Here is a 21298-nt window from a genome sequence, read left to right as displayed (position 1 = left end):
GAAAGGACGAGTACGGGAACCTGCACGATGCCCCATTGGCTGATTATTGACCTTGAAGCCACAACGGATGAAGGCGGCTGGCCCGTGACGGAGATGGAAGTCATCGAGATCGGCGCCAGCCTCGTGAACCGCCAGGGCCGCGAACTGGATCACTTCCAGCGCTTTGTGCGGCCGCTGCGTCGCCCCTTGCTGACGCCGTTCTGTCGCCAACTCACGCATATCACCCAGGCCAACATCGACGCGGCGGCGCCGATCACCGAGGTGTGGCCCTTGTTTGAGCGTTGGCTGGGCCAACATCAAGCGCGCCTGGAAGGCTGGGCCAGCTGGGGCGACTACGACCGCGCGCAGCTTGAACTTGAATGGCAACGCCATGGCCTGACCAGCGCGCTCGCCCAGACCGCGCATGTGAACCTCAAGCAGCGTTTCGCCAAGGCCCGGCGGCTGGACAAGCCCTTGGGGCTCAACGGTGCGCTGCAATTGGCGGGGATGCAGTTCCATGGCCAGCAACATCGGGCATTGGAAGACGCGCGCAACACCGCACGCCTGCTGCCGTTGATTTTGCCGGTCTAGGCAGCACCCCCGGCCTTGGGCATACTGGCCGACCTTTCCAGACCCTTTTCCGAGGATTCACCCATGTTCAAAGTCAACGAGTACTTCGACGGCACCGTCAAGTCGATCGCTTTCGGCACCGCAGAGGGCCCTGCGACCATCGGCGTGATGGCACCGGGTGAATACGAATTCGGCACCGCCCAGCGTGAAATCATGCACGTGGTGTCCGGCGCCCTGTCCGTCAAGCTGCCAGATGCCAACGCCTGGGAAACCTTCGCGGCCGGCAGCCAGTTCAACGTGCCGGCCAACAGCAAGTTCCAACTGAAGGTTGCCGTAGACACCGCTTACCTGTGCGAATACCGCGGCTAAGGGTTACAGCGCAAAAAAATGCCCGTCTCGCAGGAGACGGGCATTTTTTATTCCAGGATCGTCACGGGCATTCCGACGGCTAATTCACCGCTGCCATCGTTGACCAGGTTCTGGCCGAACATCACGTCACCGCCCTGCTCACGGTAGGTCTTGAGTGTCGCCAGCGGCTCACGGTCGGCGCTGCGCTCGCCGCTGGCCGGGTCGATGGTGGTGAGGATGCAGCGCGAGCACGACTTGACCACGCGAAACTCCACGTCGCCGATACGCACGCGCTTCCAACCGTCTTCGGCGAAGGCCTCGCTGCCTTCAATCACTAGATTGGGACGGAAACGCAGCATTTCCATCGGCCGGCCGATGCGCTGGGACAGGTCGTCCAACGAGGCCTGGCCGATCAGCAGCAAGGGGAAACCATCGGCAAAACCGACCTGATCGTCGTCCTTGCCATAACCGGCCTCGGTAGTACGTGCACGTGCCAGCGGCACCTGCACCAGCCGCGTGGGCTTGCCGATAAAGTCGCTGACCCAGGCCGCCGCCGCATCGCCGGCATCCGGCACACGCAGTGTGTCGCGCCATATCGTCACGCCGCGCAACTCGGCATCGCTGCCCGGCAGCGCCACGTCCAGCGTGGCAAAGCCAGGCGAATTAAGGGTCAGGCCACCGGCGCTGTTCCACAACGCCGACAACTGGCTCATCTTCGCCACCGCCCGCTGGGTCAGGAATCGGCCACTGGCTTCGTCCACCAGCATCCAGCGTCGATCCCCATCCAGCCCGAGTTTATCCAGGCCGATGTGCTGCAAGGCTTCGGCCTTGCCAGACTTCAAGGGGTAACGGTACAGCGCGCTGAGACGAAGCATGGGCCTGCATTCCTGAGGGGGACAAAGCGCCACCCTATAGGACGGGACTTCCAGAATCAAAGGTCGCTGGAGCTCTTGTGACCGGTAAGCTTACTGTGGCGAACAGGCTTGCCCGGCGTTGGGGGGCGAAGCGGCCCTGAAACCAGGCGCTTTGGTTTTGCCTGGAAGTACGCGGCGCCTTTATAGGGGCTGCTTCGCAGCCCAACGCAGGGCAAGCCTGCTCGCCACAACAAGCCTGCTTGCCACAGCAAGCCTGCCTGCCATCACGAGACTGCCTGCCACAATAGGCCGCCTGCTCAGGCGGGCACTTCGTCCAACATCAAGCGTTGGCGCACCACATCCACCAGCTTGTCGGGCTGGAATTTGGACAGGAAGTTGTCGCAACCGACCTTCTTGACCATTGAGTCGTTGAAGCTGCCCGACAGCGAGGTGTGCAGCACCACATAAAGGCCACGCAGGCGCGGGTCGTTGCGGATTTCGGTGGTCAGGCGGTAGCCGTCCATCTCGGGCATTTCGGCGTCGGTGAAGATCATCAGCAATTTGTCGGTCATGACCTGGCCGCTGTCGGCCCAGGCCTTGAGCATGTTCAGCGCCTTGAGGCCGTCGCTGGCAATGTGCATCTTCACGCCGAGTTGCCCCAGGGTGTCGCGCAGTTGCGAGAGGGCCACGTTGGAATCGTCCACCAGCAGCACTTCGCGGCCACGGGCACGTTCCAGCACCGGGTCTTCGAGTTTTTCGCGGGAGACTTTGGCGTTATAGGGCACGATTTCGGCGAGGACTTTTTCCACGTCGATGATTTCCACCAACTGGTCATCGACCTTGCTGATGGCCGTGAGGTAATGCTGGCGCCCGGCGCTGGCCGGTGGCGGCAGGATGGCTTCCCAGTTCATGTTGACGATACGGTCCACACCGCCCACCAGGAAGGCCTGCACCGAGCGGTTGTACTCGGTGACGATAATCGTGCTGTTCGGCCCCGGCACCAGCGGGCGCATGCCGATGGCCTGTGACAGGTCGATGACCGGCAGGGTCTGGCCACGCAGGTTGACCACGCCGCATACAAACGGGTGACGCTGGGGCATCAGGGTCAACTTGGGCAGTTGCAGGACTTCCTGAACCTTGAACACGTTGATCGCAAACAATTGCCGCCCGGCCAGGCGAAACATGAGGATCTCCAGGCGATTCTCACCCACCAGTTGCGTGCGTTGATCTACCGTGTCGAGAATGCCGGCCATTAAAAGCTCCTGATGTGGGATTGTGCAGCTCACTTAAGGGTGGTTATCGGCGGCAAGCGCCAGACCTTGACCCCGGTAAAATGCCATGTAAATACATTGATGTCACACTGACATCATGGTTTACTGCAATCCGCTCTCCAGACGGCAGTACAGCGACCTTGCGCGACATTCAAATCGACGTAGGGTTCCGCTGTGTAAGGGATTCCCCTATGCACAATCAGGCCCGACCTGATATTCGCGATATCTAATAGCCATTAATGTGACGCCATTCTCATTGCATGAATGGAGTCAGGCTTTTGTTTGCCATCCCAAGCCCTCGGCCCACGGGTCTTCCAGACTTATACGTGGCGGCAACCAAAGTTGTGCAAATGACCCGAATGACCAGGGCCTTCCACGGCTACTCTGATCATTCAAGTAACGGTCCTACTGAAATTTCAGAAGCAGGCTACAGATCTCAGTCATATTTCAGCGGTAGTTTTACGCCATTCACCCGGTGCGACATCTCATCACCCGACCTTATGTTGCGGAGACTTGCATGATGAATAGCGCAAACGAATGGCAGACTGCACTTCCCGAGTTTCTGCTGGAAGCCGAAAAGCTTTTGGCCAAGTCAGAAGAGTGCCTGCACCATTTACATCTGATTCGCAACGACAGCGATGCCATCGACTGCATGAAAACCAGCCTGGCCAAGCTGGCGGAAAAAGCCGAAGGCCTGGCCCTGCAGGCGATCAGCGAGTTTTCCCGACATATCCAATACCTGATCGCCAACGCCGCAAGCCCCATGGAGCTGCACGACCAGGCGCTGAGTGCCCTGCATGACTGCCTGACGCTGCTGGCCTGGCAACTGGAGCTGATCGACATCCGCACCGGCGAACTGACGCTGGATGACAGCGAACAAACCACACTGATCGCGACCGTCACTTTGCAGATCCCGCAGAAAGACTTCACGCATAAACCACAACAGCGCGTACATCACGCGTCCTGAGTACTGACAGGTCGTATTTGATCGTCGAGTTATCTAAAAACGACCGTACATTAAACGGTCGACAATGATGCGTGGGCGATATATATCAATTAGCCATCAACGCAATATCGATACAAACAAACCAAATTAATATAACTATGCTGAGTAAACCGCTGGCTCTTTGAACTACGGAGTCAGGTTCCTCGGCGTTTGGCGCAGATTAGGCGGCACCGGGTAAGGCGCCAGGCGACCGACGGTAATAGTGGTGGTACTATGCCCCGTTCGAAGTGACTCAACTTCATCATGTATAAAAAAACGTTCCAGCACCGTATTCTACACAGAGCCCTGTCAGCCGCAGTGACCGGTCTTCCCGCAGCGAACCTTCATTGGCTCCATCCGCTATGTACGCCAGCCTAAAGTCACTCATCGCAAGGTCCGTGTCCCGCAGCAATGCTCGCCGCCTGGCCCTCGCCCTGTGCCTTTGCTCGCTGTTGGTCAGTCTGTGGGCCTACACACGCTCAGCTCCCCTGCCTTTGTTGATAGTGCTGCTCAACCTGGCCACCCTGGTGGTGGTGGGGCTGCAGCAGTGGCGCTCGCGCAAGTCGATAAAATTCCAGCCGCAGGAACTGGCCGACCGCCTGCTACAGGTCCAGGAAAACGAACGCCACCGCCTCAGCCGCGAACTGCATGACGATATCGGCCAACTGCTGACCGCCGCCAAACTGCAAAGCGAATGGCTCAAGCGTCGCCTGCCCGACGACCTGCAAAGCCAATGCACGGTGTTATGCAATACCTTGAACGAAACCCTGGCCAAAGTGCGCGACGTGTCCGCCATCCTCAACCCCCGCCAGTTGGCCAGCCTGGGCCTTGAGGCGAGCCTGCGCGCGCACTTGCTCAAGACCCTGGAAAACACCTCGGTGCACTGGAGCCTGGAATGCCAGCAGCGCCTGACCGGCATCCCGGAAGAAATGGCCGTGGCCGCCTTTCGCATCACCCAGGAAGCGGTGACCAATATGTTGCGCCATGCCCAGGCGCAGAATTTGCTGGTACGCCTGCAACGCCTGCCCGAAGGCCTGTCGCTGATGATCTGCGATGACGGCCTGGGCTTTTCACCGGCGACCAACCCAGGCCTTGAAGGCCAACGAGGCATGGCCGGCATGACCGAGCGCATCGACCAACTGGGCGGTGCATTGTCTGTCAGCAGCCAGCCAGGCAAAGGCACGCGCATCGACGCGCTTTTTCCCTGGGCGCCCCGCGCCCTCGAACGGGCCAATTCCCCTAAGGTTCTCGAGTGACTTGCAACTTACTCCTGGTGGATGACCACGCACTGATCCGGGCCGGCGTACGCGCGCTGATCCAGGATATCCAAGGCTACAGCGTGATCGGCGAGGCCAGCGATGGCGCGCAATTGCTGGAGACATTCAGCGCGCTGCAGCCAGATATCGTGCTGCTCGACCTGTCGATGAAATACACCGGCGGCCTCGACGCCCTTCAGCAACTCAAGGCGGCCTACCCCAAAAGCAAGGTGCTGATCCTGTCGATGCACACCGACCCGGAGCTGATCATGCGCGCGCTGGAGTCCGGCGCCCATGGCTACCTGCTCAAGGACACCACCGCCAGCGAGCTGGAACATGCCCTGCTGGCCTTGCGTAACAACGAGCGCTACCTGAGCCCTGCGATTGCCCACACGGTGATCAACCAGGCGCTGATCCGCAGCCAGGGGCCTGTCTCCTCCGCCGCCGACAGCCATAACCTTACGGCGCGCCAGCTGGAGATCCTGCGTTTGATCGTGCGCGGCAAGTCCACCCGGGAAATCGCCCATGGCCTGGGCTTGAGTATCAAGACAGTGGAAGCGCATCGCTCGCAGATCATGAAACGCCTGCAGATCTTCGACGTGGCGGGCCTGGTGTTATTCGCCGTTCGCGAGCAGATCATCAGCCTGGACGACTAACGGCGAGCCCGCCGGCAAGTGCACGCGCAGGGCCTTGGGCAGCGCGGAAAAACGCAGGTCATCGCCTTTCAATGGCTCGCCATCAAGGTTGATATACAGCCCTTCGGCCACTTTGATCTCGACCCATGGCAGGCGCGCGCGGACAAACATATTGTCCAGGCCCCAGCCGTCACTCATCAGGGTCATCAGCGTGCCGACCACTTCCTGGGGCGCCGGCAAAATACTGATATCAAGCAAGCCATCATCGGCCAGCGCGCCAGGGCACAGCACATGCCCACCGCCCGCCTGGCGGCCGTTGCCGATGCCCAGTGCAAGCAAATCGCCCTTCCAGTGAAAGCCAGGCCCTTCCAGCTCGCCATACGCCGCCTTCAACTCGCTGAAACGCGACAGCCCGGTGAACAGATACGCCGCGCCGCCCAGCACTTTTTTCAGGTCTTCAGAGGTATTTGCGGTGACCTGGCTGCCAAAGCCGCCGGTGGCCATATTGAGGAACATCTGCCCACCGGCCTGACCGAGGTCGATGGCCCTGGGCGGCACATCCAGCAGCGCCAGCGCGCGTTCAGGCTCCAGCGGCACACCGGCGGCGCGGGCAAAGTCGTTGGCGGTGCCCAGCGGCATCAACACCAGGCTGGCGTCGGTCTTGGCCAAGGCCATGGCCTCGGCTACATCACGCAACGTGCCGTCGCCACCACCGGCGATCAAGTGGGTATAACCGTCGGCCAAGGCTTCATTGACCAGGCGCTGGGCATCGCCGCCCTCCCACGTCACCCGTACCGCCAGCTCCCAACCCTGCTCGCGCCGGGCCTGCACGGCAGCGCGCACGTCCTCATTGAGGGCTTGCTTGCCGTGCAGGATCAACAGTGCTTTGGGGGTGGTCATGGGGGCATTCTCCTGGGTTCAAGGGTTCCTGAAGGATGTGGACCTTTGAGGAGGAGAAAAAAGCCATCCGCTTGAAAATTAATTCGTCGCCGGGTTACATCAATTTCAAAGCCTGCGATTAAAAACCGACTACATTAAAACCCATGGTGCAGCGTTAACCGCTGGTGAGTCGCCAAAATTTTTGCTCAGGAGAGCCAGAATGAAAGACGACTCAACAGACGATAAACCCGCAATCGCCGCGCCCCTGGCTCGCCGGGACTTCCTCGGCAAAACCAGCCTGCTGGTTGGCAGCGCCGCGCTCGGGGTTGCTTTTGGCCCGTTGGCGCGCGCGGCACAGTCTCCCGGATCAGCCGATGAACAACTGGAAGTGCCGGCCTGGACAAAAACCTTGGGCGGTCCCACCGGTGTGCCCTACGGTAAACCGTCCAGCTTTGAGACGGATGCGGTGCGCAATCTCTACCCCGGGCTTACCGAGCGCATGTCGGCCTACAGTACTTCGCCCCTGCAGGAACTGGACGGCATCATTACGCCCAACGGGCTGTTTTTTGAACGCCATCACGCCGGCGTGCCAGCGATTGATCCGGCCAGGCACTTCCTGGTGATTCATGGGCTGACCGACACAGCCTTGCTATTCACCCTCGATGAGCTACGCCAGTTTCCCGCCGTCTCGCGCATCCACTTCATCGAATGCTCGGGCAACCCTTCATTCCTGCCGCCCTGGGGCAAAACCGCCGCTGAAGTCGCGGGCCTGGTCAGCTGTGCCGAGTGGATCGGCGTGCCGCTGAAAACCTTGCTGCACGCGGCTGGCCTTAAGCCAGGGGCGAAATGGGTTGTGGCTGAAGGCGCCGATGGCGCCGCCATGACCCGCAGCCTGCCGCTCGAAAAATGCCTGGATGACGTGTTGGTCGCCTACAGCCAAAACGGCGAAAGGCTGCGCCCCGAGCAAGGTTACCCCCTGCGTCTTATCGTTCCGGGTTATGAAGGCAATACCCACATCAAGTGGCTGCGCCGCCTGCATGTCACCGATGCCCCGGCGTACAGCCGTGAAGAAACGGCCAAATACACCGACTTGATGCCAGATGGGCGAGCCAGGAAGTTCTCCTTCGTGATGGAGTGCAAGTCACTCATCACGGCCCCGTCCGGCACCCAGACACTCACCCGCAAAGGCCCGCATGAAATACGCGGGATCGCCTGGAGCGGCAACGGCAAAATCACCCGCGTGGACGTGTCCGTCGACGGCGGGAACAACTGGTATGCGGCCACGCTGCAGGAGCCGGTGCTGAACAAATGCCTGACGGTGTTTCGCGCGCCCTTCCAATGGCAGGGCAAAGAAATGCTCATCATGAGCCGCGCCATCGACGAGACCGGCTACGTGCAACCCAGCCTGGAACAACTGAAAGCCGTGCGCGGGGACTTCTCGTTCTACCACAACAATGCAGTCCAGCCCTGGCGCATCAACGCCAATGGGGAGGTGAGCAATGGCCGTGCATAACCTTACCGCCATGGCATTGGGGCTACTGAGCATGGGCGTGGTCGCATGCGCATCGACGGCTGCGCAATCCGGCTTGGGGCAGCCGGTGACAGAGCACTACATCGCCCGCTGGAACATCGACGTCGCTCCCGATGGCAAGAGCCTGCCCGCCGGACAAGGCACGGTCATGGAAGGCGAAAAGGTCTATCAAACCAGCTGCCTTGGCTGCCACGGCGCCAACCTGGAGGGCGGCACCGGCCCGGCACTAATGGGCGGCGCAGGCTCGCTCCCCACATCCAAACCGGTCAAAACTGTCGGCAGTTATTGGCCCTACGCAACCACCCTGTTCGACTATGTCAGGCGCACCATGCCCTTTCAGCAACCACAGTCGTTGAGCAATGATCAGGTGTACGCAGTGGTGGGTTATATCCTGAACAAAAACGAGATAGTGGAAGCGAACGCCACGGTGGATGCTGCCACCCTCACTCATCTGAAAATGCCCAATCGCGACGGCTTCTACGTCGACGACAGGCCGGATGTGCGTGTGGAGCCTTGCTATAAGGAATGTATCGGCAGCCCGAAAGCACATTGATGCGCTTTTGATCCAACCACTCCGGTCGGCTTTCGATCTCAAGCGCAGATCAAAAGACCGCTGATTTTGCCAGCGAAAAGGATGTAATGGCCAGAGCAACAGAACAATACTCGGTCAACTGTGGGAGCTGGCTTGCCTGCGATGCAGGCACTTGGGTACATCAGGTACACCGAGTTGATGCCATCGCAGGCAAGCCAGCTCCCACATTTCGACCGCGGTGTCTCAGAGGATCGCCGCAATCAGCTCTTGTGCAACTTGCTCATCAACTGCGCCTCAGCCTGGGTCAACCCACACGACTGCGTCAGCTCATCCACCGTCGCCCCCATGCCGACCAATTTGGCCGCCTGGGCAAACGACAGGCTTGAAGGATCACGCTGCTCAATCTGCGCCAACTTATCCGGCAACGGCCCAAGAATCGCGCGCAGTTCATGCACTTCATCCCCGACCTTCACCGCACTCTGCTGGAAGTGATCCACACGCTTGACCAAATCCAGAATCCGTCGGTCACGCACAGCATCGCGCTCGGCCTGCTGCACGGCCAGTTCCCGTTGCTGGCGCATATAGCGCAGCAGGAATGCCAACGTCCCGGCCCACAACAGGGCCAGGACAATCACCGCCGCATCAAGGAACAATCAGATGCTCTCCAGTTCCGACCATTCTTCTTCGCTCATCATCTTGTCCAGCTCAACCAGAATCAACAGCTCGTTGTTCTTGTTGCACACGCCCTGGATGAACTTGGCCGACTCTTCGTTACCGACGTTCGGCGCGGTTTCCACTTCCGATTGGCGCAGGTAAACCACTTCAGCCACGCTGTCGACCATGATACCGACCACTTGCTTGTCGGCTTCGATGATCACGATACGCGTGTTGTCGTTGACTTCAGTAGGCATCAGGCCAAAACGCTGGCGGGTATCGATCACCGTCACCACGTTGCCACGCAGGTTGATGATGCCCAGCACGTAGCTCGGCGCGCCTGGAACCGGGGCGATTTCGGTGTAGCGCAGCACTTCCTGCACGCGCATCACGTTAATGCCGTAGGTTTCATTGTCCAGTTTGAAGGTAACCCATTGCAGGATCGGATCATCCAAACCTTGTGCGGATGCTGACTTGTTCATACCCCTGACCCCTTCAGTGTGTGCTTCTTCGACCGCGCAACCGCACGGCCCTTATTGTTCAATCAACTGCGTTTGTTCTGTGGCATCGTCTTGACCGCCCCACTGGCGATCAACTCGGCCAGTTCGGCGACGTCGAGCAACGCGCACATATGTTCAATCACGGTGCCCGCCAGCCAAGGCCGCTGGCCCCGGTGGCTGCGCCACTTGATTTCATTCGGGTCCAGGCGCAACGAGCGGCTGACTTGATGCACCGCCAGCCCCCACTCGTAGCCCTGCACCGAGATCACGTATTGCAAGCCCTGGCGAAAATCATCGCGGTAGCGGTCGGGCATCACCCAGCGCGCCGTATCCAGCACCTTGAGGTTGCCGGCCTGGCTGGGCAGGATGCCGAGGAACCACTCCGGTTGCCCGAACAGCGGCGTCAGCTCCTGGCCTTCCAGCGAGTAGATCGACCCCAGGCACACCAGCGGCACCGCCAGGGTCAACCCGGCGACGTCGAACAGCAGGCACTCGAACGGCTCGGCCGCCCACGATGGGCGACCGTCACCCGTGACCGGCGGCGGCGTGATGCTCGGCGGCAGGTGCACATCGACCACCGGTTCAACCACCACGGGCGTGACCACCACGGGCGCAGGCACAATCGGCACCACCACGTGGGCATCACGAGCCTGTTCTTCCAGCACCGCTAACTGAAATTCATCCAGGGTGCTTTCGGGTTCGACTACGACCGGTTCAAGGACCAGAATCGGCTCGGGCAATTCTTCTGCCGTCGCATCCTGCAACAAGGCGTCCAGGTAGGATTCCAGTGCCAGTTGCGGCCGGGTCTTAAGCTCAACGGGACGGTTCATCACGCCACCTGCGCCACAAGTTGCTGGGACAGCAGATGTTTAAGCAACGCACGGTAAGCCAGTACGCCACGGCTCTTGCCGTCGAACTGCGACGGCGTGAGCCCGGCGCGGCTGGCGTCACGCAAGCGCGTGTCCACCGGAATGTAGCCGTTCCAGATCGTTTCCGGGTAAGCATCGCGCAACACCCGCAAGGTGCCCAGCGACGCTTGGGTACGACGGTCGAACAGTGTAGGCACGATGCTGAACGGCAGCGCCTGTTTGCGCGAACGGTTGATCATCGCCAAGGTGCTGACCATACGCTCCAGGCCTTTGACCGCCAGGTGTTCGGTCTGTACCGGGATCACCAACTGCTGGCTGGCCGCCAAGGCATTGACCATCAGCACGCCCAGCAACGGTGGGCTGTCGATGATCGCGTAGTCGAAGTCCTGCCACAGTTGCGCCAGGGTCTTGGCGATCACCAGGCCCAGGCCGCTCTGCCCCGGCGACTGGCGCTCAAGGGTCGCCAGCGCGGTACTCGACGGCAACAGCGAAATGCTCTCGTTGCTGGTGGGCAGCAGCAATTGCCCGGGCAAATCTGCCGGTACGCTGCCCTTGTGCAGGAACAGGTCGTAACAGCTGTGCTCCAGCGCATCCGGGTCATAGCCGAAATAACTGGTCATCGAGCCGTGCGGGTCCAGGTCGACCACGACCACACGCTTGCCCGCCTCGGCCAGCAAGCCGGCCAAGGCGATGGACGTGGTGGTCTTGCCGACTCCACCCTTTTGATTGGCAACTGCCCAGACTCTCATTCAGTTGGTTCCTCCCGGTAGGCTAAGGCGCGACCGAGACATTACATAACATTATTGAGCCGGTGACGGAGAATTGACGGCGCTCTGACGAACCGGCGGCTTAACGGTTGGCGGTGCAGTTTGTGTGCCAGCCCGCTTCAAGGCTGCATCCGGTGTTGCGTTGGCAGTACCGGTGCCGGTCAGGCTGCGGCGCACATCCAGGTTACGTGACACCACCAGCACCACACGGCGGTTGCGCGCGCGGCCTTCGGCAGTGGCGTTATTGGCCACCGGTTGGAACTCACCGTAACCCACCGACGCCAGGCGCCCAGGGTTCACGCCCTGCATCGCGAGCATGCGCACGATGCTTGAGGCCCGTGCCGATGACAGCTCCCAATTGGTCGGGTATTGCGCGGTGCTAATCGGGAAATTATCGGTAAAGCCTTCGACGTGGATCGGGTTCTCAAACGGTTTGAGAATCGCCGCCACCTTGTCGATGATGGTAAACGCCTGATCGCTCGGCAACGCATCGGCGCTGGCGAACAGCAGGCTCGAATTAAGCTCGATCTCCACCCACAACTCATTACCGCGCACGGTCATCTGGTTGGATTTGATCAAGTCGCCAAACGCGGCACTGATGTCATCGGCGATGCTTTTGAGCGGGTCGCTGGTGCCACCGATGCCGGCGGCGGTTTCGTCACTGTCATTGACCAGCGGCTTGGCCGGCGTCACGGTCTTGGGCCGCTCCTCGCCAATCGGGATCGGCTTGAGCGAGCGGTCGGTGTCGTTGAACACGCCCACCAGCGCCTGGGAAATAATCTTGTACTTGCCTTCGTTGATCGACGAAATGGAGTACATCACCACAAAAAACGCGAACAGCAAGGTGATGAAGTCGGCGTAAGACACCAGCCAGCGTTCATGGTTGACGTGCTCTTCAGGCTCGCGGCGGCGACGGCTCACAGGCAGATACCTCCCTGACCCCTATTGAGCGCTTCACTGGTGCCCGCTTCATTGTGGCGAGCGAGCTTGCTCGCGCTGGGGCGCGAAGCGGACCCACTCCAGGCAATGCGTTTGTTCAGGCAGGTTGCGGTGTATGGTTTTGGGGCTGCTTCGCAGCCCAGCGTGAGCAAGCTCACTCGCCACAACAAGCTCGCTCGCCACATCGAGTTCGCTCGCCACATAACGCTCACTGGCCACAGGTCGATGTGCATGGGCATTAATCCATGAAGCCCTGGAGCTTCAATTCGATGGAGCGCGGGTTCTCGCCCTCGGCAATCGACAAGATGCCTTCCAGCAGCATTTCGCGGTAACGCGATTGGCGCATGGCGATCGACTTGAGCTTGCTGGCCACCGGCAACAACACCAGGTTGGCACTCGCCACGCCGTAAATGGTGGCGACAAACGCCACGGCAATGCCGCTGCCCAGCTGCGACGGGTCGGCCAGGTTGCCCATCACGTGGATCAGGCCCATCACGGCACCGATGATGCCGATGGTCGGCGCGTAGCCGCCCATGCTTTCAAAGACTTTGGCGGCGTTGATGTCGCGGCTTTCCTGGGTGTAGAAATCCACCTCAAGGATGCTGCGAATCGCCTCGGGTTCGGCGCCATCGACCAGCAGTTGCAGGCCTTTGCGCGCATAGCTGTCGGGCTCGGCATCGGCCACGCCTTCCAGGCCCAGCAGGCCTTCCTTGCGCGCGGTGAGGCTCCAGTTGACCACACGGTCGATGCCGCCGGGCAGGTCCACGCGCGGCGGGAAGATAATCCACACCAGAATCTGCATGGCGCGCTTGAACGAACTCAGCGGCGACTGCAACAGCGCCGCGCCCACAGTACCGCCAATCACGATCAGCGCCGCCGGGCCATTGGCCAAGGCGCCGAGGTGGCCGCCTTCCAGGTAGTTGCCGCCGATAATCGCGACAAACGCCATGGTGATGCCAATCAGGCTCAAGACATCCATCAGAGGCAGGCCTCCACCAGATGTTTGCCAATGTCGTCCAGGCTATAAACAGCGTCAGCCAGGTCCGCCTTGACGATGGCCATGGGCATGCCATAAATCACACAGCTGGCTTCGTCCTGCGCCCAGATCGCGCTGCCACCCTGCTTGAGCAGGCGTGCGCCTTCACGGCCGTCGGCGCCCATGCCGGTGAGTACCACCGCCAGAACTTTGTCGCCGTAGGACTTGGCCGCCGAGCCGAAGGTGATATCCACGCACGGCTTGTAGTTCAAGCGCTCGTCGCCCGGCAGGATTTTGATCGCGCCACGGCCGTCGACCATCATCTGCTTGCCGCCCGGTGCCAGCAGCGCCAGGCCAGGTCGCAGGATGTCACCATCCTCGGCCTCCTTGACGCTGATGCGGCACAGCTTGTCGAGGCGCTCGGCGAAGGCCTTGGTGAAGGCGGCGGGCATGTGCTGGATCAACACGATCGGCGCCGGGAAGTTGGCCGGCAGTTGGGTCAATACGCGCTGCAAGGCCACCGGGCCGCCAGTGGATGTACCAATGGCGACCAGCTTGTAGGCTTTGCGCTTGGGCGCAGGCGAATGCGCGCTCGGTGCCGGGGCACGCACCGGCGCCACTGCGGGCCGGGCTATCGGGGCCGGGGCCGGGCGAGCAAACGTCGAGGTGCTCGGCGTCGGCGCGGCAACTGGCGCGGGGGCCGGCGCACTGAACAGGCTGCGACGGTTACTGCGCGAAATGCTGTGCACCTTCTCGCACAGCATCTGCTTGACCTTGTCGGGGTTGCGCGAGATGTCTTCGAAATTCTTCGGCAGGAAGTCCACCGCACCCGCGTCCAGCGCGTCGAGGGTCACCCGGGCGCCTTCGTGGGTCAGCGAGGAGAACATCAACACCGGGGTCGGGCAGCGCTGCATGATGTGCCGGACTGCGGTGATGCCATCCATCATCGGCATCTCGTAGTCCATGGTGATCACGTCTGGTTTCAACGCAATGGCTTGATCAATCGCCTCTTTACCGTTGGTGGCCGTGCCGACCACCTGGATGGTTGGATCGGCGGAAAGAATTTCCGAGACGCGGCGGCGGAAGAAACCCGAATCGTCCACCACCAGGACCTTGACTGCCATAAACACTCCGTTAGGCGGGGCGGGCACTACCGCCCTGCCCCACCAGAATCAAATACGCCGAGCGGCGTAACGCTTGAGCATGCTCGGAACATCAAGAATCAGCGCGATCCGACCGTCACCGGTGATGGTCGCACCCGACATGCCTGGGGTTCCCTGCAGCATTTTGCCCAAAGGCTTGATGACCACTTCTTCCTGGCCCACCAGTTGATCGACCACAAAGCCAATGCGCTGGGTGCCCACGGACAGAATCACCACATGGCCTTCGCGCTGCTCTTCATGCTTGGCCGAAGCCACCAGCCAGCGCTTGAGGTAGAACAGTGGCAACGCCTTGTCGCGCACGATCACCACTTCCTGGCCGTCCACCACGTTGGTGCGTGACAGGTCGAGGTGGAAGATCTCGTTGACGTTGACCAGCGGGAAGGCGAACGCCTGGTTGCCCAGCATCACCATCAGGGTCGGCATGATCGCCAAGGTCAACGGCACCTTGATCACGATCTTGGAGCCCTGGCCCTTGGTCGAGTAGATGTTGATCGAGCCGTTGAGCTGGCTGATCTTGGTCTTCACCACGTCCATGCCCACGCCACGGCCGGACACATCGGAAATCTCGGTTTTGGTCGAGAAGCCCGGCGCGAAGATCAGGTTGTAGCATTCGGTGTCGGTCAGGCGGTCGGCGGCGTCCTTGTCCATCACGCCGCGCTTGACCGCGATATTACGCAGAATCGCCGGATCCATGCCTTTGCCGTCATCGGTAATCGACAGCAGGATATGGTCGCCTTCCTGCTCGGCCGCCAGAATCACCTTGCCGTTACGCGACTTGCCCGAGGCTTCGCGTTCTTCCGGGGTTTCGACGCCATGGTCGACGGCGTTGCGCACCAAGTGGACCAGCGGGTCGGCCAGGGCCTCGACAAGGTTTTTGTCGAGGTCGGTTTCTTCACCCACCAGTTCCAGGTTGATTTCTTTCTTGAGCTGGCGCGCGAGGTCGCGAACCAGGCGCGGGAAACGGCCGAAGACTTTCTTGATCGGCTGCATGCGCGTTTTCATTACGGCGGTCTGCAAGTCTGCGGTGACCACGTCGAGGTTCGACACGGCCTTTTGCATGGCTTCATCGCCGCTGTTCAGGCCCAGGCGCACCAGGCGGTTACGCACCAGCACCAGTTCGCCGACCATGTTCATGATGTCGTCCAGGCGCGCGGTATCAACCCGCACGGTGGTTTCGGCTTCACTGGCAGGCTTTTCGGCTACCGGCGCCGCTGCGGCACGCGCAGGTGCGGCAGCCGGTGCCGGTGCGGGCTTGGCAGCCACAGGCGCGGCGGCTTTGGCAGGCGCAGGTTTGGCAGCCACAGGCGTTGCAGTCGCTGCTGCAGCCGGGGCCACTTCAGAGAACTTGCCTTTGCCATGCAACTCGTCGAGCAGCGCTTCGAATTCGTGATCGGAGATCAGGCCGTCAGTGGCAGGCTCAACGCTGGCAGGCGCAGCGCTGGCGGCAGGTGCGGCCGCGATGGCGGCGACTTCCGGCAAGGCTTCGGCAGCAAACGTGCCCTTGCCATGCAATTGGTCGAGCAGTGCTTCGAATTCGTCGTCGGTAATGTCGGTGGCGCTTGTAGATGTGGCAGACGCAGCAGGCGCTGCCGACTCAGCAGCAGGTGCCACGGCGTCCGGCGCAAACTGGCCTTTACCGTGCAACTGGTCGAGCAGGGATTCGAACTCTGCGTCGGTAATGTCTTCGCTGGTCGGCACGGCAGGCGCAGCCACCGCTTGCGGTGCTTCAGCTTCGGCTTTCACCGCGCTCAGGGAGTTGAGCAGCTGTTCGAACTCGCTGTCGGTCACATCCGGCTCGGCTTCAACCTCAGGCTCAGGCGCGGCGACCGGCGCAACCGAGGTATCGGCAGGTTCGGCCAGGCGTGCCAGCGCAGCCAGCAGCTCCGGCGTGGCAGCCGTGATCGGCGCACGCTCGCGCACCTCGCTGAACATGCCGTTGACCGCATCCAATGCTTCGAGAATCACGTCCATCAGTTCCGAGTCGACGTGACGCTCACCCTTGCGCAGGATGTCGAACACGTTCTCGGCGATGTGACAGCACTCCACCAGCTCATGGAGCTGGAGGAAGCCGGCGCCCCCTTTTACAGTGTGAAAACCGCGAAAAATTGCATTGAGCAGGTTCGCATCATCCGGTCGGCTTTCCAGCTCGACCAGTTGTTCGGACAGTTGCTCTAAAATTTCGCCGGCCTCTACAAGGAAATCCTGAAGGATTTCTTCATCGGCGCCGAAGCTCATGTGGGTGCTCCTTAGAAGCCTAAACTGGATAACAGGTCATCTACGTCATCCTGACCTGACACAACGTCTTCACGTTTATCGGCATGAATCTGCGGACCTTCACCCTTGGCGAGATGTTTTTGTGGATCTTTTTCCGAGAGGATCGCTGCGCGGTCATGTTCGATGCCGGCAAAACGGTCGACCTGGCCGGCCATCAGCACCAATTTGAGCAAGTTGCTTTCCACTTCGGTGACCAGTTGGGTCACGCGCTTGATCACTTGACCGGTGAGGTCCTGGTAATCCTGGGCCAGCAGAATGTCATTGAGGTTGCTGGCCACCGTGCGGTTTTCCTGTTCGGTGCGCGACAGAAAGCCCTCGACCCGACGCGCCAACTCACGAAACTCCTCAGCCCCCACTTCCCGGCGCATGAAGCGGCCCCAGTCAACGCTGAGCGCCTGAGCTTCGGTGGCCATACCATTGACCAAGGGCGTGGCGTTTTCCACCAGGTCCATGGTGCGGTTGGCCGCTGCCTCAGTCAGCCGGACCACATAGGACAGGCGTTCGGTGGCATCGGTGATCTGCGAGATTTCTTCGGCCTGGGGCATGTGCGGGTCAATCTGAAAATTGACGATTGCACTGTGCAGCTCGCGTGTGAGCTTGCCCACTTCCTGATACAGGCCGCGGTCACGGGTCTGGTTAAGCTCATGGATCAACTGCACCGCGTCGCCGAACTGGCCTTTTTCAAGGCTGTCGACCAACTGGTGAGCATGCTTTTTCAGGGTCGATTCAAAATCGCCCTGTGACGTTTCTTTATGCTCCATAGCTCCCCCGTGGTGACATCAGCCGTGGATGCGTTCGAAGATTTTTTCGATCTTCTCTTTCAAGGCCAATGCAGTGAATGGCTTGACCACGTAACCGTTAACCCCGGCTTGGGCGGCTTCGATGATCTGTTCACGCTTGGCTTCGGCGGTCACCATCAACACAGGCAAGCTGCGCAGTTTTTCATCGGCGCGCACGTGACGCAGCAAGTCGATACCGGTCATGCCCGGCATGTTCCAGTCGGTTACCAGAAAGTCGATGCTCCCGCTGTTGAGGATCGGAATCGCCGTCAGGCCGTCATCCGCCTCGACCGTGTTGGTGAACCCAAGGTCACGCAACAGGTTTTTTATGATCCGCCGCATCGTTGAGAAGTCATCAACGATGAGGATTTTCATGTTCTTGTCCAATTCGACCTCCAAGCAGTCTTAAACGCGCCCAGCACCTGGACGCGCCATTTCAATCAACAGGCGTTACACAAAAAGGACTGCCCAGGGCACCACGGCACGAACCCGCAAAAGCGTAGAGCCTTTGCGGTAGCGTCTGCAGTGTCCCCACACTGCCTGTCAGCGCGCGCGCCACTCTCCCAATCGCCCCCGCAAGCGGGCGGCGCACTGGCTATGCAGCTGGCTGACACGCGATTCGCTGACCCCCAGGACCTCACCGATTTCCTTGAGGTTCAACTCTTCGTCGTAGTACAGCGCCAACACCAGTCGCTCACGCTCCGGCAAATTGGCAATCGCCTCCGCCAACGCGCTCTGGAAACGTTCGTCTTCCAGGTCGCGCGACGGTTCCAGATGTGCACTCGCGCCGTCCTCGTGCAGCCCTTCGTGTTCGCCGTCCTGCAAAAGGTCGTCGAAACTGAACAGGCGGCTGCCCAAGGTATCGTTCAAAATCCCGTAGTAATCGTCGAGACTCAATTGGAGTTCGGCCGCAACTTCATGATCTTTAGCGTCACGACCGGTTTTTGCTTCAATTGCACGAATTGCGTCACTGACCATACGCGTATTGCGGTGTACCGAACGCGGCGCCCAATCCCCTTTACGCACTTCATCGAGCATCGCACCGCGTATGCGAATACCCGCATACGTCTCGAAACTCGCGCCCTTGCTCGCGTCGTATTTGGTCGACACTTCGAGCAGGCCGATCATGCCGGCCTGGATCAAGTCCTCAACCTGCACACTGGCAGGCAGGCGTGCCAGCAAGTGATAGGCAATGCGCTTGACCAAGGGCGCATAGCGCTCAATCAGTTCGCCCTGACTGTCACGTGCCGACTTTTTGTAAAGGTTGTAGCCGCTGGATGTCATAGCACAGGTCCCGCGCTCGTCTGATGCACCAATCGCTCGACGAAAAACTCCAGATGCCCCCGAGGGTTGGCAGGCAACGGCCAAGTATCGACCTTCTGAGCAATAGCCTTGAACGCCAATGCGCACTTCGAACGAGGGAACGCTTCATAGACTGCACGCTGCTTTTGCACAGCCTTGCGCACACACTCGTCATAAGGAACTGCGCCCACGTATTGTAAGGCGACATCGAGGAAGCGATCCGTGACCTTGGTCAACTTGGCAAACAGATTTCGCCCTTCCTGCGGGCTTTGGGCCATGTTGGCCAGCACGCGGAAGCGGTTCATGCCGTAGTCACGGTTAAGCAGTTTGATCAGGGCATAGGCGTCGGTGATCGACGTGGGTTCGTCGCACACCACCAGCAGCACTTCTTGCGCGGCGCGCACGAAGCTGACCACGGACTCGCCGATCCCGGCGGCGGTGTCGATCACCAGCACATCGAGGTTGTCGCCGATGTCGCTGAACGCCTGAATCAGGCCGGCATGCTGCGCCGGGCTCAGGTGCACCATGCTCTGGGTGCCTGAGGCAGCCGGCACGATGCGAATGCCACCGGGGCCTTGCAGCAGCACATCGCGCAGCTCACAACGGCCTTCGATCACATCGGCAAGGGTGTGTTTGGGTGTCAGCCCCAGCAGAACGTCCACGTTCGCCAGGCCCAGGTCAGCATCCAGCAGCATGACGCGACGGCCAAGCTCTGCCAGGGCCAGGGACAAATTCACTGACACGTTAGTTTTCCCGACGCCACCTTTGCCGCCGGTCACCGCGATCACCTGTACGGGATGCATGCTGCCCATTTTATTTCTTTACCTTGTCTTGCTTAGACGCAGGCTACATGGCTTGGCCGCGTGAATCGCTTGCAGACCATCGATGTAGATACATTTCACGGTGTTCATCCTGCCTCACCCCACCCGCTTAGCCGGGTTGTGGTAAAGGTCGGCGAACATATCGGCCATCGCTTCCTCGCTAGGCTCTTCTTGCATTTGCACGCTGACAGCACGGCTGACCAACTGATGACGGCGCGGCAGATGCAAATCATCCGGGATCCGCGGCCCGTCGGTCAGGTAGGCAACCGGTAACTCATGACTGATAGCCAGGCTCAACACCTCGCCCAGGCTCGCAGTTTCGTCGAGCTTGGTGAGGATGCAACCGGCCAGGCCACAGCGTTTGTAGCTGTGGTAGGCAGCGGTAAGAACCTGTTTCTGGCTGGTGGTTGCAAGCACCAGGTAATTTTTCGACTTGATGCCACGCCCGGCCAGGCTTTCAAGCTGCATGCGCAGTGCCGGGTCGCTGGCTTGCAGGCCGGCCGTGTCGATCAACACCACGCGCTTGCGCAGCAGTGGGTCGAGTGCATTGGCCAGCGACTGGCCCGGGTCGACGTGGGTCACCGTCACATTGAGGATGCGGCCCAAGGTCTTGAGCTGCTCCTGGGCGCCGATGCGATAGCTGTCCATGCTCACCAGCGCGATGTTCTGCGCGCCGTACTTGAGCACATAACGCGCGGCCAGCTTGGCCAGGGTGGTGGTCTTGCCCATGCCGGCGGGGCCGACCATGGCAATCACACCGCCCTCTTCCAGCGGTTCGATTTCCGGCGTGGCGATCATGCGCGCCAGGTGCGCCAGCAACATGCGCCAGGCTTGGCGCGGTTCTTCGACTTCAGCCGTCAGTGCAAGCAAATCGCGCGACAACGGGCCGGACAGGCCGATGCGTTGCAGGCGACGCCACAGGTTGGCCTGGTGCGGTTTACTGCCTTGCAGCTGCGTCCACGCCAGCGAGCCCAGCTGCACTTCGAGCAGCTCACGCAGGCCATTGAGTTCAAAACGCATCGAGTCGAGCGCGCGCTGGTCGACAGCGGCGGCCGGGGCTGGCGCTGCAGGACGCGGCGGTTCTTTGAAGGTCGGTTCTACCAACGGCTCGGCGGCGGTCAGCGGCAAGCCGGCGAACAATTGGCGATTGGTGCTGGCATCGCTGTCGCCACGCATGCTCAATTCAGCCTGGGCCGAGACAATGCGCGAAGCGGTCTTGCGCAGTTCGTCTTCGAGTTCCATGTTCGGCACGCGCGGCGCCAGCGCCGACGGGGTGTAATCCAGGGCAGCCGTCAGCTCGACACCGCCGGCAATGCGACGGTTTCCAATAATCGCGGCATCGGCGCCCAGCTCATCACGTACCAGTTTCATGGCCTGACGCATATCGGCGGCGAAAAAACGCTTAACTTGCATA

General features: G+C 60.6%; 23 protein-coding genes. 7 read left to right on the top strand and 16 right to left on the bottom strand.

What is annotated here, in order from left to right; all coding sequences use genetic code 11:
* Positions 1-27: 27 nt before the first annotated feature.
* Both AB4P96_RS10915 and AB4P96_RS10910 read left to right on the top strand, forming a co-directional pair.
* On the top strand, positions 28-570 hold the full coding sequence (locus AB4P96_RS10915; protein ID WP_017134973.1) for an exonuclease domain-containing protein: 543 nt from the start codon (positions 28-30) through the stop codon (positions 568-570).
* Between the two features lie 63 nt (positions 571-633).
* Positions 634-918 carry a pyrimidine/purine nucleoside phosphorylase gene (locus AB4P96_RS10910; protein ID WP_010566373.1) on the top strand — a complete coding sequence of 95 codons (285 nt, stop codon included), beginning with the start codon at positions 634-636 and terminating at the stop codon, positions 916-918.
* Positions 919-965: 47 nt separating this feature from the next.
* On the opposite strand, the gene AB4P96_RS10905 is transcribed toward AB4P96_RS10910, so the two are convergent.
* A complete protein-coding gene (locus tag AB4P96_RS10905) occupies positions 966-1772 on the bottom strand; it encodes an MOSC domain-containing protein (protein ID WP_017134972.1) in 807 nt (268 codons plus the stop codon).
* Positions 1773-2068: 296 nt separating this feature from the next.
* Entirely contained in the window at positions 2069-3004 is a 936-nt protein-coding gene (locus tag AB4P96_RS10900; protein ID WP_017134971.1) for a chemotaxis protein CheV, read from the bottom strand.
* Positions 3005-3539: 535 nt separating this feature from the next.
* On the opposite strand from AB4P96_RS10900, the gene AB4P96_RS10895 reads away from it, so the two are divergent.
* The 3 genes from AB4P96_RS10895 (at position 3540) to AB4P96_RS10885 (ending at position 5919) form a co-directional block, all read left to right on the top strand.
* On the top strand, positions 3540-3989 hold the full coding sequence (locus AB4P96_RS10895; protein WP_169984806.1) for a hypothetical protein: 450 nt from the start codon (positions 3540-3542) through the stop codon (positions 3987-3989).
* Between the two features lie 380 nt (positions 3990-4369).
* Complete coding sequence (locus AB4P96_RS10890; protein ID WP_026013517.1) at positions 4370-5263, top strand: sensor histidine kinase; 894 nt, start codon at positions 4370-4372, stop codon at positions 5261-5263.
* Positions 5260-5919: a response regulator transcription factor gene (locus AB4P96_RS10885; protein WP_017134968.1), complete on the top strand. Its 660-nt coding sequence runs from the start codon at positions 5260-5262 to the stop codon at positions 5917-5919. Before AB4P96_RS10890 ends, AB4P96_RS10885 begins: the two co-directional genes overlap by 4 nt.
* Here AB4P96_RS10885 and yegS read toward each other — a convergent pair.
* Positions 5878-6798: a lipid kinase YegS gene (yegS, locus tag AB4P96_RS10880; RefSeq protein WP_017134967.1), complete on the bottom strand. Its 921-nt coding sequence runs from the start codon at positions 6796-6798 to the stop codon at positions 5878-5880. The two genes, AB4P96_RS10885 and yegS, sit on opposite strands and share 42 nt — an antisense overlap.
* 199 nt (positions 6799-6997) lie before the next feature.
* Between yegS and soxC the strand changes: the two genes are divergently transcribed.
* Together soxC and AB4P96_RS10870 are read left to right on the top strand one after the other, a co-directional pair.
* Entirely contained in the window at positions 6998-8290 is a 1293-nt protein-coding gene (gene soxC, locus AB4P96_RS10875; RefSeq protein ID WP_017134966.1) for a sulfite dehydrogenase, read from the top strand.
* Positions 8277-8861, top strand: coding sequence for a c-type cytochrome (locus AB4P96_RS10870; RefSeq protein ID WP_017134965.1), 585 nt, complete (start codon positions 8277-8279; stop codon positions 8859-8861). The genes soxC and AB4P96_RS10870 overlap by 14 nt, the downstream gene beginning before the upstream one ends.
* 239 nt (positions 8862-9100) lie before the next feature.
* Here AB4P96_RS10870 and AB4P96_RS10865 read toward each other — a convergent pair whose 3' ends face one another.
* The 13 genes from AB4P96_RS10865 to flhF form a co-directional block, all read right to left on the bottom strand.
* Entirely contained in the window at positions 9101-9493 is a 393-nt protein-coding gene (locus AB4P96_RS10865) for a DUF2802 domain-containing protein (RefSeq protein ID WP_017134964.1), read from the bottom strand.
* On the bottom strand, positions 9494-9976 hold the full coding sequence (locus AB4P96_RS10860; protein ID WP_017134963.1) for a chemotaxis protein CheW: 483 nt from the start codon (positions 9974-9976) through the stop codon (positions 9494-9496).
* 62 nt (positions 9977-10038) lie between these two features.
* Complete coding sequence (locus tag AB4P96_RS10855; RefSeq protein ID WP_017134962.1) at positions 10039-10824, bottom strand: CheW domain-containing protein; 786 nt, start codon at positions 10822-10824, stop codon at positions 10039-10041.
* The gene (locus tag AB4P96_RS10850; protein WP_017134961.1) at positions 10824-11612 is read right to left on the bottom strand and encodes a ParA family protein; all 789 of its coding nucleotides are present in this window, start codon (positions 11610-11612) and stop codon (positions 10824-10826) included. Before AB4P96_RS10850 ends, AB4P96_RS10855 begins: the two co-directional genes overlap by 1 nt.
* 51 nt (positions 11613-11663) lie before the next feature.
* Positions 11664-12551, bottom strand: coding sequence for a flagellar motor protein MotD (motD, locus tag AB4P96_RS10845; protein ID WP_017134960.1), 888 nt, complete (start codon positions 12549-12551; stop codon positions 11664-11666).
* A 256-nt stretch (positions 12552-12807) separates the two neighbouring features.
* On the bottom strand, positions 12808-13548 hold the full coding sequence (locus AB4P96_RS10840) for a flagellar motor protein (RefSeq protein ID WP_005790033.1): 741 nt from the start codon (positions 13546-13548) through the stop codon (positions 12808-12810).
* Positions 13548-14669, bottom strand: a complete 1122-nt coding sequence (locus AB4P96_RS10835; protein ID WP_169984811.1) for a chemotaxis response regulator protein-glutamate methylesterase — start codon at positions 14667-14669, stop codon at positions 13548-13550. Before AB4P96_RS10835 ends, AB4P96_RS10840 begins: the two co-directional genes overlap by 1 nt.
* 48 nt (positions 14670-14717) lie before the next feature.
* Entirely contained in the window at positions 14718-16943 is a 2226-nt protein-coding gene (locus AB4P96_RS10830; RefSeq protein WP_170040644.1) for a chemotaxis protein CheA, read from the bottom strand.
* A gap of 11 nt (positions 16944-16954) precedes the next feature.
* The gene (locus AB4P96_RS10825; RefSeq protein ID WP_099548887.1) at positions 16955-17743 is read right to left on the bottom strand and encodes a protein phosphatase CheZ; all 789 of its coding nucleotides are present in this window, start codon (positions 17741-17743) and stop codon (positions 16955-16957) included.
* Positions 17744-17761: 18 nt separating this feature from the next.
* Positions 17762-18136 carry a chemotaxis response regulator CheY gene (locus AB4P96_RS10820; protein WP_003192908.1) on the bottom strand — a complete coding sequence of 125 codons (375 nt, stop codon included), beginning with the start codon at positions 18134-18136 and terminating at the stop codon, positions 17762-17764.
* A gap of 168 nt (positions 18137-18304) precedes the next feature.
* On the bottom strand, positions 18305-19045 hold the full coding sequence (fliA, locus tag AB4P96_RS10815; protein ID WP_017134957.1) for an RNA polymerase sigma factor FliA: 741 nt from the start codon (positions 19043-19045) through the stop codon (positions 18305-18307).
* Positions 19042-19875 carry a flagellar synthesis regulator FleN gene (gene fleN, locus AB4P96_RS10810; RefSeq protein WP_003192912.1) on the bottom strand — a complete coding sequence of 278 codons (834 nt, stop codon included), beginning with the start codon at positions 19873-19875 and terminating at the stop codon, positions 19042-19044. Before fleN ends, fliA begins: the two co-directional genes overlap by 4 nt.
* A 105-nt stretch (positions 19876-19980) precedes the next feature.
* Positions 19981-21297, bottom strand: a complete 1317-nt coding sequence (gene flhF / locus AB4P96_RS10805; protein ID WP_017134956.1) for a flagellar biosynthesis protein FlhF — start codon at positions 21295-21297, stop codon at positions 19981-19983.
* Between the last annotated feature and the right edge of the window lies 1 nt (position 21298).

Origin of the sequence: Pseudomonas sp. B19125 (assembly GCF_044218855.1) — a bacterium.
GTDB lineage: Bacteria > Pseudomonadota > Gammaproteobacteria > Pseudomonadales > Pseudomonadaceae > Aquipseudomonas > Aquipseudomonas edaphica.
Note: the sequence above shows the minus strand (reverse complement) of the source record. Positions and strands in the feature narration are given on the sequence as shown.